The sequence below is a fragment of the Sporosarcina cyprini genome (genome assembly GCF_022048975.1).
Taxonomy (GTDB): Bacteria; Bacillota; Bacilli; order Bacillales_A; family Planococcaceae; genus Sporosarcina; species Sporosarcina cyprini.
The window spans coordinates 1-11,873 of sequence record NZ_JAKMHX010000030.1; the positions used below are offsets into that span (position 1 = coordinate 1).

Genomic DNA, 11,873 nt, shown 5'->3' on the forward strand with positions numbered 1-11,873 from the left:
TGAATCGCTAATCAACAGGAAGAGGATGCCTTAATTTCTGCAAAGAACGCAGAAATACGGCAAATCGAACTCTTCGTTGTTCGATTGGCTCAACGCCCGCCCCCCGGAAAGCGACCGCCAGAAGCGGAAATCAACTTTACTAGGAATCTAATGTGAGTACCGGTTGTATATTATTTTTATACGCGACAACAAATTAATATGCTTTTGTCTACGCTCTGATGTGCATCTCCATACAATGGATTTGCGCCTTTTCATTTTGGATTCGTTCATTGAATTAGGATAGTAGTTGTTCATTTGGGCAAAATACGGATGATATCTATATGAAAAGGAGGATGGGCGTGAGAACTAAAATTTTTTTCATCCTGACATTCCTTATTTTTTCTTTTTCGTCTTTGGCCAGTGCGGAAGCTCCCTTCACAGCTGCATTTATCCGAGACCATCAGCTGTGGATCAAAGAAGGGGAGCAAGAAACGCAATTGACGAAGGATCGATATATTTATTCGCCGAAATGGTCGTATGACGGCCGTTTCATTGGATATATTGATGGGGATGAAAAAGGGAAGAAGTCGGATTTATATATTTACGATCGGAAGGAAAAAGAAAGCTACCAATCGTATGTGCAGGTCGTTACATCAGATTTTAAATGGGCCCCGAATAAAAATCAGATCGCTTATACGAATTATGGCGTTTTGGATGTAACAAAAACAGAAAACGGACGGCCGCAAGGATTTGAAAATGTCGCATTAGGTGTTAGTGGCTTTGAATGGTTTCCGAACGGCAAGGAATTTATTGTTTCATCCGATTCCACCTTGCTTCCGACAGGATGGACGCCCATTCCGCTATTTCGAATTCAGGCAGACGCAAATCTTTCGAAGGACAAAATAGAACCCTTCTATACAATACCTACGAATGAAACAGATTTATTCGGGATTAGTGCTGATTTCTTTAAATGGAGTCCAAATGGTGAATGGGTTAGCTTTTTAGTAATACCGACTGCTTCCTTTGCCATGGACAGCAATACATTAAGTGTTTTGTCTTCACAAGGAACTAATTTTCAAGTTGTAGGGAAAATGTTGTCGTTTAAGGAGTGGTTCAAATGGTCGCCTTCAGCCAATGAGCTAGCGTACATTTCAGGGGAAGGCCGATTCTTTGTCGAGAACAAAAATACGACGGTTTCAGAAATTCCGATTGCCAAGCAGCAACAGGAATATACTCCTAAAGGTTTCGTGGACCTGGGTCTCGAATGGTACTCCAAAGATTTGATAATTGTAGCCCGCGCGAAGGAGAACAAAGCGTGGAAAGAAGGGCCTGTCCCGACGATGTACACCTCACTCTTTGCGATCGACATCAGAACAGGTAAGCAGCATCAACTCACATTTCCCGGTGAAAATGAAATGGACGAACAGCCTCAAGTCGTTGGCTCTTACTTGACCTGGTTTAGAAAGAAGACGGGGCAAACAAAAGGGGATGTGTGGGTACGGGATGGCCTATCGGGTCAGGAGTACATTTGGCTGAAAAATGTCGACGGCGCTCCCGTATTCTTTACACCAAAGCAAAAATCATGAGAACAGGGTGCAATTCCTCAGGGAGTTGCATCTTTTTTGTTCCAATACTTCCCTGTGATAATATTGACAAAAAAGACCCCTTTGCTTTTCAATGAAGTATAAGGCATGCAGGGAGGTGTTTGTTTGGGTTACATAATGGAATCCGTCCCAGGATGGGCTGTGATCCTTTCTTTGATTCTCTTTATTCTTTGTTTTTATTTCACCTTAACGTTTTTCCAATATGTCAAAGCCGATGACATGCGTCTTGCCAAACAGTCCAAGGCAGCGGCAGTTGGGTGTATTGCGCTTGGTTTATTGATTCCTGCTATCTACAGTTTGTAATAAGGCAAGGGAAAGTGGAGCTTATTTATCAAATAATTAAATGGTAGTCTACAATCTTTATTCTATTCGTATAGTACTGTTAAAAAGGAAGTGCACCTAATACGAAAGGATAAAATCGCTTTACTTGGAGCTATCCTGCTTGTCAGTGCAGGGATTCTTTTGATTATGGAGGCCCGCATGACTTCCTCTTTGGATCCCTCAATACGCCCCGCCATACTAGCTGAGCAGGATAAGAATTTGCAAGAGGCTGAAGAAATCTCTACTTTGCTTTTCCAAGAGGATGGTCCGTTACAAGCGATAGCCGAAGGGTTAAAAGAAAGAGGTTTTGAATATCAAATGTTGCTTGCGGTCTATTCAGCAGACGATATTCGGGTCAAATATATCCTGACAAATCAAGAGGCCACTGCAGCTGCAGTGAAAGAAATCCAAGCATTCTTTTTTGAATCAGTAAGCCATTACGGTCTATCCGCCAGCGCATTCACTCTTCAAATCGTAGATGAAGAGGATGGGGTGGATTGGTGAAATAATTCCTAAATAGGAGAGCCCTAACGAGTTGGCAATCAAGCCTGCTCGTTTTTAGCATCCCCAAAAACGCGGTTGTCTGTCGAATCGAAAAAATCCGTGTATAATGGAATAATTATATGAATTGGAGGAATTCGAATGAACGATTTACAGCTGACGATTGAACTAACTAAACATCCAAAAGAGAAGCCGGCAACCGACCAGCTTGCATTCGGCACCGTCTTTACGGACCATCTGTTTACGATGGATTATACAGCGGGCAGAGGATGGCATGATGCGAAAATCAAACCATATGAACCGATCAGCTTGGATCCGGCAGCGATTGTCTTTCATTATGGACAAACTGTATTTGAAGGGTTGAAAGCTTATGTGACGGAGGATCAAGAAGTGGTTCTGTTCAGACCGGAAGAAAATTTGAAACGCCTGAACCGATCGAATGACCGACTCTGCATGCCTGAAATTGATGAGGAGTTTGCGCTTCATGCACTGAAGGAGCTCATTCGAATCGATAAGGATTGGATACCGAATAAGGAAGGGACTTCTTTATACATACGGCCGTTTATCTTTGCCACGCAACCTTATTTAGGTGTCGCGCCTTCTGCAACCTATACGTTCATGATCATCCTGTCGCCTGTCGGGGCGTATTATAAAGAAGGGATGAATCCGGTGAAGATTGCGGTTGAATCCGAATTTGTCCGTGCGGTTGCGGGCGGTACAGGCAGCGCCAAAACGGCAGGAAACTATGCCGGCGCGATGAAAGCGCAAGAAATTGCTGAAGCAAACGGCTACTCCCAAGTGCTGTGGCTGGATGGGAAAGAACGCCATTATATCGAGGAAGTCGGGGCGATGAATGTCTTCTTTAAAATAGACGGTGAAATTGTCACTCCTTCCTTGAACGGCAGTATTTTGGAAGGTGTAACGCGAAAATCCGTCATCGAATTGCTTCGTCATTGGGATGTCCCGGTGAGTGAACGTAAACTCTCCATGGAAGAATTGCATGCGGCTTCCCAGGCGGGGACGTTAGAAGAAGCGTTCGGTTCAGGAACAGCTGCTGTCATTTCTCCGATTGGTGAGCTTTTCTGGAATGGCGAGAAAATGACGATTAACAACGGAGAAATCGGGCCTTTATCGCAACGGATTTACGATACGATCACCGGCATCCAAACGGGTAAACTGGAGGATCCATTCGGCTGGCGCGTGAATGTGCCCGAGTAAAGGTAGTTTCATTCTACGTGAAAGGTGGTTGATGTATGGAAATAGCCATTCGAAAACTGACCACTATTGAAGAAGTTCATTTGATTAAGCCGCTGGAAGAGAAAGTGTGGCAATCGGCGGCCGTCCCGCTTCACCAACTCTATACGGCCATTCAAAATGGCGGCTTGCTCATCGGCGCGTTTGATGAGGACCGCCTGATTGGATTTTCATACAGCTTTCCGGGTTTTCGGAATGGATCTGTCTTTTTATGTTCCCACATGCTTGGGATTGATCCGGATTATCGTTCCCAAGGCATTGGGAGGAAGTTGAAGGAGAAGCAGCTGATCGAAGCCGAGCGAATGGGTTATGAATTGATCGTCTGGACTTTTGATCCGCTGGAAAGCCGAAATGCCTATTTGAATTTGGCAAAGCTGCATGGAATCTGTTCCACTTATCTTGAAAATTGGTACGGGGAGATGGCGGACGGTTTGAATCAAGGCTTGCCATCGGACCGTTTCAAAGTGGAATGGTGGATTCGGAGCGAGCGGGTGCAGTCGGCTTGGAAGCCGGATGAAATTCAATTTGAGCGTCCTTGCAGCATTTCTTACACAGCGAGCGGCCAACCGCAAATTAGGGAAGTTGCGGGGCAGTTTCGCCCTGGTGCGGACGGCTACGAAATTCCGGTTCCGTCCAATATTCAACAATTGAAGAAGACAGAACCTTCGCTGGCGTATGATTGGCGGATGCAGCTGCGGGCGATTTTTCAGCAACTGTTTGCGGATGGTTATGCGGCTGTCGGTGTCAGGCGTTCGGACAGTGAGGAAGGCATCTGTTATTATCAATTGGTTCGCCGAGGAACGATACCTTTGTGATGAAACGGGGGAGTAGCATGGACATTCGAGAAATTATTGTCAGACGGATGAAAATGAAGATGAAACAGCCGTTTACGACAAGTTTCGGGACAATGCAGGACAAGCATTTTTTATTGATTGAAATAAAAGACGGATCCGGCCGCAGTGGATGGGGCGAATCGGTTGCATTCGATGCGCCTTGGTATAGTGAGGAGACGGTCGAAACGAATTGGCATATGATTCGTGACTTTCTCATTCCAATTTTGTTGGATGCCGATCTTGCGCATCCTGATGAAGTGAGTGGACTCTTTTCACCAATTCGGAAAAACAATATGGCGAAAGCGGCAGTCGAGGGTGCTGTTTGGGATTTGTACGCAAAGCAGCAGGGCATGCCACTGGCCAAAGCACTAGGCGGCACCCGCCAGCAGATTGAGGTCGGCATCAGCATCGGCATACAGCAAAGCGTTGAGGAGCTGACGGAAGTCGTCCGGCAGCATTTGCAGGAAGGCTACAAGCGCATTAAGGTGAAAATAAAACCTGGCAAGGAAATCGAGATTCTGTCGGCACTCCGGCAATCCTTCCCGGACATCGCTCTAATGGCTGATGCTAACTCGGCCTATACACTGGCAGATACAGCGCTTTTACAACGGCTTGACGAGTTTAATCTCATGATGATTGAACAGCCGCTCGCTTCGGATGACATTATCGATCATGCCATTTTGCAAAACGACCTAAAAACACCGATTTGCCTTGACGAAAGCATTCACTCGTTGGAAGACGCGCGCAAGGCGGTAGAGCTTGGCAGCACCAAAATCATCAATATCAAAATCGGCCGTGTCGGCGGCTTGACAGAAGCGAAAAAGATACATGATTACTGCATGGAAAAAGGAATTCCCGTCTGGTGCGGAGGTATGCTCGAGGCAGGAATCGGCCGTGCACATAACATTGCCCTGACTTCCTTGCCGAATTTCATACTTCCAGGCGATACGGCCGCTTCTTCGCGCTATTGGGAAAAGGATATTATCCAGCCAGAGGTCGTCATGGAAGATGGCTACATCAATGTGCCGGACGTTCCCGGCATCGGCTATGAGCCGGACATTGAAAGTATTGACCGTTTCATGACCGATAAGTGGACATTTCGGAAAGAGGGATAGGGGCCGTCGTTCCCTATTCCTTTCTCTTGAGGGCAGGACGCCGCGGACTGCGGTGTTTCCGCATATGTAGAGCTGTTTCGCACTTGACCCGAAGATTTCTGCACTTGTAGCGGCACTCTCCCGTCACATGCCTGTGCAACCTCATCCATTGAATTTCCGTCTAATGGATTGATGAAGCAGCCATTTTCCAGTAGAATGAACATAGGTTTTGTAGAGAGGGAGTTTTTCGTGAAAAAATTAGTTAAATCCTTGACGATCGGCACACTCGTTTTGCTCCTCGCCGCTTGCAATTCCAGCGGAGCGACAGAGAAAATGACGGCTGAACGTCTATTGGACAAGTCCAAGAAGGAAATGGCGTCATCTTTGGACGCGGTCCATTCACATATCGTCTACGATGATTATAAAGTGACAGTTCATGATGGGGATTTTGAGAATCCTGAAAAAAGCGGCGCCAAATTTGATATTCAAACCGATGCTTTCTTGAATCCTATGAAAATGCATCAAGAGACTCTTGTACAGCCCCGAGGCATCAAATCATACAAAATGAATCTCTATCGATTGGGCGACCGGAATTTTGTCTCCGATGAAAACAACAAAGAGTGGGAAGAAGCGTCGTCGGAAACACTCGAAAAATTGTTTGGCACACTCGTTTCCCGTTCCAACCCGACGCTCGATCTTTCGCTGTTTGATGAATTCAAGGATGATTTCATCCTGGAACCAATTGAATACGGGTATGCATTGACATTAAGTCTGAATCGGGAGCAATTCGAGCGATTTAAACAGCTCGTTCCGGATCTCGGACCCGAGCAAGACGGCTTCCTAATCATTTATAAAATGGATTTAGTTATCACATTCAATAAGAGCACTTCTTATGTGACGAGCTTTAAAATGTCAGCGGATATGCGGTCATTCCGTGACGGCACTTCCTATCGCGCGAGACAAAAATTGAATGCTACATATAGCTATTTTAATGATATCGATCCTTTCAAAGTACCCGACCAGCTTCAATAACCAGAGCGTCTTTCCTCTTTTGAGGGAAGGCGTTTTTTTATGGGAAAATATGATGTTTTCCTTACATATCCCATGTTTTACAGAGCTGGAAATAAAAAACCTTGAATACGGACAAGTGTTCGGGGTATATTATAAAGAGAACAATCGTTCGTAGGAGGTGTGCGTGATGTATGAAAATTTACCGAACCGGCAGATCGTCTGCCTGGATATGAGAAGTTTTTATGCCAGCTGCGCGGCTGCCATCGAAGGGCTGGATGTCATGGAGACGCCGATTGCGGTGGTGGGAAACATGGAACGCAAGGGCGGTGTCATCCTCGCGGCATCTCCGCCCTTAAAAAAAGAGTTTGGCATCAAGACCGGCATGCGGTTATTTGAAATTCCGGATGATCCGAGCATCCGATTAATTGAGCCGAAAATGGGATTTTATCTGGATGTGTCCATGGCGATTACGCGCCATTTGAATCGCTTTGTTCCGAAAGAAGCCATCCATGTATACAGCGTCGATGAAAGTTTTGTCGATTTGACAGGTACGGAGCGGCTTTGGGGGCCTCTGGAGGATACGGTGCAGCGCATCCAAGACGAGCTGGCTGAGCAATTCCAGCTGCCGTCCGCCTGCGGCATCGGGCCGAATATGCTGCTGTCAAAGCTCGCCCTGGATTTGGAAGCGAAAAAGACGGGCATTGCCCGCTGGACATACGAAGACGTGCCCGAAAAGCTTTGGCCGATCGCGCCGCTCAGCAAAATGTGGGGCATCGGCAGCCGGATGGAAAAGACGCTAAACAATATGGGCATCTTCTCTGTCGGCGATTTGGCCCATGCCCCTTTAGAGCAACTGGAGAAAAAATTCGGCATCATGGGCAATCAATTATACCATCATGCCCACGGTCTCGATTTTTCAAGCGTCGATACAGCTCCGCTCGTCGAAGGACAGATCAGCTATGGGAAGGGCCAGATGCTGTTTAGGGACTATGAAAAGCGGGAAGATGTGCTGGCGGTTCTGCTCGAAATGTGCGAGGATGTCGCCAAGCGGGCCCGGGAGGCAGGAAAAGCCGGACGTACCGTTCACCTGTCCGTCGCTTATTCCAAGCGCTCGCTCGGTGGCGGATTCAGCCGCTCCGCTTCTGTGAGTGAATCGATTAATGACACGATGGGCATCTATCGGATATGCACGGAGCTGTTCGATCGTTTCCATGACGGACGTGCGGTTCGACGGCTGGGCATCAGCTTGACAAATTTGGAGGATGAGCACTCCATGCAGCTCAGTTTCTTCGATGAACGGAAATGGCGGGATCGCAAGCTCGGTGCCACGATGGATACGCTGCGCAATAAATACGGTTCCACTGCATTATTGCGGGCGGTGTCCTATACAGAGGCAGGAACAGCGGTCCATCGGGCCAAACTCATCGGCGGGCATTATAAATAGAAAGACCGTCCGGAAAGCTGCCGGACGGCCGAAGTATTAATTCGTTTGCAAGTGGCGGCGATATCTCCATGCGCAGAGAGCCGAAAGGGCAAGTAAAGCGGCCGCCAGCATATACACAAAACGCGCGCCCGCCCATTCGGCAATCGCCCCGAAAGCCAAGGATCCCGCCGCGAACAAAATGGATACGATGGTTTGCTGCACGGCATAGATGGCAGGCAATTCTTCAGCCGAAGCCGATTTTTGCAAACATGTATCGATTGAAATGCCTTTCCACTGCTGAAATACGCCCGTGCATCCGACGAGAACGAGGGCGAACCATGGCCAGGCTGTCATCCCAAAAAGGGCGGTCAGCAGGCTGATGCCGAATGAGGACACCAAAATGGCCCGTTGCAAGGATCTCTCGATAAGTGGAGCAAAACGTGCGCACAGGATGCCCCCTGCCAGCATGCCGATGAAGAAAGCGGTATTGATATATCCCCACCAAGCCTCGTTTTTGGCGAGCACTTCCGTCACAAACACATAGAGGATGGAGGCGATCCAGACGACGTTAGCCAGTGCTTCCAGTGCAATGAGAATATGCAGCGTCCGATATAAAGGCCGCTTCCATACAAGACGCCAGCCTGCCGTCAATTCACCCGCGGCCTTTTTTTCCCGTTTGAGCGGAGTAAATTTGACTGGATCAGAAATTCCGGCAAGCAGGGCAATGGCGAACAGATACAGCGTACCTGTCAACAAAATGGCGAACGGGCCCGTTGTCAACGCGACAATGCCTCCGCCTGCAGCCCAGGCGCCTAAATTGACGGTTTCGGACACGACAGAGAAGAAACTGTTGGCCTTCACCAATTCCTCCTTTGGCACAAGTCGCGGCAACATGGCATGGCTTGCGGGAGCCGCCCAGCCGTCAAGAAACGCAATGGCAAACACAAAGCTTAATAAGACAGTCACACTTGTCGTCCCGGCGGCATAGAAGGCTAGCGACCAGAGCATGATCGTTTTCAATACTTGGGACGTGACGAGCAATCTTTTTAACGAAAAGCGGTTGATCAGAAGCGGAGAAAGGAAGCCGCTTCCAAAGCGTCCCATCATATTGACGAATGGAACGAGAGCGAGCACGAAAGGCGAATTGGATTGCCCATATAAAATGGCAATCAGCCCCACGATGTAGAATATGTCACCGCAATCGGCAATCGCCTGGCCCATCCATAAAAAACGGAAAGATCGATGTTTCATTCATTTGCAGCCCCTTTTCAATCAAATTGGTTCTTTGATGAAAAGAGAAGACTTACACTGCTTTTCCTACCTCCTTTTCTATTAGGCAAAGCGCTTGTTAATGAATGATAAAAGTACTTTCCAAATGCGTAGCAACAGACAGTCGGAAAGGGGTTGCAGAATGAAAGACATCGGTTAGTCCCGTTGTGATTTTTTTAGGTCGGCCAGATCCTCTTCCAGCTTTTCGATTTTCTCCATTAAGCCGGAGGAATGAATGGCGCTGCGAACGACCCAGACCAAGACAAAAGAAAAGAGGACAAAAGCAAAAATTATGGTCAGGATGAAGGTTGTTACATCCAGCGGCATGATGGGGCACCTCTCTTTCTACTATTCATTATCTTATCATATGACTGCCAATTACAGGAAGGGAGCTAACAACAATGATTCGGGATCGAGGAAACATTAAATGGACAGCTATGATGCTTCCAGAGCATATTCAGCAATTGCGGGATTGGCAGGCGGAAGATGGAAAGCTGGCAAGGGAAACGCCAGATGAGCAGCAGCTGGAGGAGTGGGATTATAAGATCAGCAACGCAATGGAAGGGGGAATGGCGGTCTCTATCGAGTTTTGGCAAGGGACAGATGTCAAAGAGGCACAAGGGTTTATCCAAAAGTCCGACAGCCTGCAAGGGGTGCTTCAAATCGGCATGGAACCAGGGAAGGCACATTGCGTGCCGTTTGTCGATATAAAAAGTATTTCAGAAATCGAATAATTTAAGTTTCGTACCTTTTCTATTGTTCAGACTTTTGGTAGACTATTTGAGGACAACATAGAAAGAGAGAGAAAAGGGTAGGGGGAGTCATGTGAAAGTTTTAGTTCAGCTAAGCTGGTTTTTTAAGCAGCGTAGGAAGCAGTACGGTCTCGGCATTGCTGCGCTTGTATTCGTTTCCTTGCTGCAGTTGCTGCCGCCGAAGATCATCGGTTTCATAGTCGATGATATTACAAAAGGGACGTTAAGCTCTTCCGAACTGATCAAATGGCTGATCATCTTGGCAGCGGCAGGCGTGCTCATGTACATATCGCGCTATTATTGGCGTGTCATGATTTTCGGGTCCGCCGTCCTGTTATCAAGGACGATGCGGGAAAAATTATTTAACCATTTTACGAGAATGTCACCGTCATTCTATCAAAAACGCCGTGTCGGGGATTTGATGGCGCATGCGACAAATGACATCAATGCTGTACAACAGACGGCCGGAATGGGGATCTTGACACTGGTCGACTCCATTTCAACTGGCGGTTTCGTCATTTTAACGATGGCCTTGACGATTAACTGGAAATTGACAGTGATCGCTTTAATTCCATTTCCGTTCATGATTTTCCTGACAAGTTATTATGGGCGGCTGCTCCGAAAGAAATTCCGTTTTGCCCAGGAAGCTTTTTCAAGCTTAAATGATAAGACACAGGAAAGTATTTCGGGCATTAAGGTAATCAAGACATTTGGGCAGCAAAAGGAAGACATCCAGGATTTTACGGAACTATCAACGGATGTAGTCGAAAAGAACATGAGAGTGGCCAAAATCGATGCATTATTTGATCCGACAATCACTGGAATTTTCGCAATATCCTATATACTTTCGTTCTTTTTCGGAACGAAATTCATCATTGCGGGAGATATGTCAATCGGGGATATGGTGGCATTCAGTACATATCTTGGGCTGTTGATATGGCCAATGCTTGCGTTCGGCTTCCTGTTCAATATCGTGGAACGCGGGAACGCCTCGTACAGCCGGATTTCAGAGCTTCTCTCCATCACGCCTGAAATTCAAGACGTGGCAGGCGCGATTGCTGTTCGGCCAGAAGGCGATTTGCACTTTGATATCGATGAATTCAAGTTTCCGGAGGATGAAGCACCTGCCTTGCGTGATGTCCATTTTACATTACGACGGGGAGAAACACTCGGGATTGTCGGCAAGACCGGTTCAGGGAAGACCGCCATCCTGAAGCTTCTACTACGGGAGTTTGAAGGATACAAAGGAAGCATCGTGTACGGCGGACATCCGATCAATCAATACAAACAGCAAAGTTTACGGAGTTCCATTGGATACGTGCCGCAAGACCACTTCCTCTTCTCAACGACTGTCGCAGAAAATATCGCATTCACCAATCCAAAGGTCGATCGTGAGAAAGTTTACGAAGCAGCTCGGCTCGCCTACATCCATGAGGATATTTTGGGGTTTGCGGAAGGCTACGAAACCGTCGTCGGAGAACGGGGTGTTTCCCTGTCGGGTGGCCAGAAACAGCGGATTTCCATTGCCCGTGCCCTGATCATGCAGCCGGAATTATTGATTTTGGACGATTCATTATCAGCAGTAGATGCAAAGACAGAGGAAGCGATTCTGGAAGCATTGAAGCAGACGCGTACCGGCGAAACGACAATCATCACGTCTCACCGCCTGAGTGCCATCCAACACGCTCATAAAATCATCGTCTTGGAAGAAGGGACTATTATCGAGGCTGGTACTCATGATGAATTGATTGCACTAGAAGGCAAGTATAAAGAGATGTACGACTTGCAGCAACTCGAAGTGCTCGTTGAACAAGGGGGTGAGGAATAATGTC

12 protein-coding genes are annotated in these 11,873 nt (G+C 47.3%); 10 read left to right on the forward strand and 2 right to left on the reverse strand.

Going from position 1 to position 11,873, the window contains the following annotated elements; all coding sequences use genetic code 11:
• Positions 1 to 332 precede the first annotated feature (332 nt).
• From L7D49_RS12410 to L7D49_RS12445, 8 genes are all read left to right on the forward strand, one after another.
• Complete coding sequence (locus L7D49_RS12410) at positions 333 to 1,565, forward strand: TolB family protein (protein WP_418895880.1); 1,233 nt, start codon at positions 333 to 335, stop codon at positions 1,563 to 1,565.
• Positions 1,566 to 1,688: 123 nt separating this feature from the next.
• Positions 1,689 to 1,886: a hypothetical protein gene (locus L7D49_RS12415; protein WP_238081285.1), complete on the forward strand. Its 198-nt coding sequence runs from the start codon at positions 1,689 to 1,691 to the stop codon at positions 1,884 to 1,886.
• 90 nt (positions 1,887 to 1,976) lie between these two features.
• Positions 1,977 to 2,408, forward strand: coding sequence for a hypothetical protein (locus tag L7D49_RS12420; protein ID WP_238081287.1), 432 nt, complete (start codon positions 1,977 to 1,979; stop codon positions 2,406 to 2,408).
• A gap of 138 nt (positions 2,409 to 2,546) precedes the next feature.
• Positions 2,547 to 3,623, forward strand: coding sequence for a branched-chain amino acid aminotransferase (locus tag L7D49_RS12425; protein WP_238081289.1), 1,077 nt, complete (start codon positions 2,547 to 2,549; stop codon positions 3,621 to 3,623).
• 35 nt (positions 3,624 to 3,658) lie between these two features.
• Positions 3,659 to 4,474 carry a GNAT family N-acetyltransferase gene (locus tag L7D49_RS12430; RefSeq protein ID WP_238081290.1) on the forward strand — a complete coding sequence of 272 codons (816 nt, stop codon included), beginning with the start codon at positions 3,659 to 3,661 and terminating at the stop codon, positions 4,472 to 4,474.
• A 17-nt stretch (positions 4,475 to 4,491) separates the two neighbouring features.
• Positions 4,492 to 5,607, forward strand: a complete 1,116-nt coding sequence (gene menC / locus L7D49_RS12435; protein ID WP_238081292.1) for an o-succinylbenzoate synthase — start codon at positions 4,492 to 4,494, stop codon at positions 5,605 to 5,607.
• A gap of 228 nt (positions 5,608 to 5,835) precedes the next feature.
• A complete protein-coding gene (locus L7D49_RS12440; protein ID WP_238081294.1) occupies positions 5,836 to 6,618 on the forward strand; it encodes a DUF6612 family protein in 783 nt (260 codons plus the stop codon).
• A gap of 166 nt (positions 6,619 to 6,784) precedes the next feature.
• Positions 6,785 to 8,041 (forward strand): Y-family DNA polymerase, encoded by a 1,257-nt coding sequence (locus tag L7D49_RS12445; RefSeq protein WP_238081296.1) that lies wholly within the window; start codon positions 6,785 to 6,787, stop codon positions 8,039 to 8,041.
• Between the two features lie 36 nt (positions 8,042 to 8,077).
• Here L7D49_RS12445 and L7D49_RS12450 read toward each other — a convergent pair whose 3' ends face one another.
• Together L7D49_RS12450 and L7D49_RS12455 are read right to left on the reverse strand one after the other, a co-directional pair.
• Positions 8,078 to 9,271, reverse strand: coding sequence for an MFS transporter (locus L7D49_RS12450; RefSeq protein ID WP_238081298.1), 1,194 nt, complete (start codon positions 9,269 to 9,271; stop codon positions 8,078 to 8,080).
• A 174-nt stretch (positions 9,272 to 9,445) separates the two neighbouring features.
• A complete protein-coding gene (locus tag L7D49_RS12455) occupies positions 9,446 to 9,616 on the reverse strand; it encodes a hypothetical protein (protein WP_238081300.1) in 171 nt (56 codons plus the stop codon).
• A 74-nt stretch (positions 9,617 to 9,690) separates the two neighbouring features.
• Here L7D49_RS12455 and L7D49_RS12460 point away from each other — a divergent pair, with 74 nt between their 5' ends.
• Both L7D49_RS12460 and L7D49_RS12465 read left to right on the forward strand, forming a co-directional pair.
• Positions 9,691 to 10,023: a YolD-like family protein gene (locus tag L7D49_RS12460; RefSeq protein ID WP_238081302.1), complete on the forward strand. Its 333-nt coding sequence runs from the start codon at positions 9,691 to 9,693 to the stop codon at positions 10,021 to 10,023.
• A 91-nt stretch (positions 10,024 to 10,114) separates the two neighbouring features.
• A complete protein-coding gene (locus L7D49_RS12465; RefSeq protein WP_238081304.1) occupies positions 10,115 to 11,869 on the forward strand; it encodes an ABC transporter ATP-binding protein in 1,755 nt (584 codons plus the stop codon).
• Positions 11,870 to 11,873: the final 4 nt, after the last annotated feature.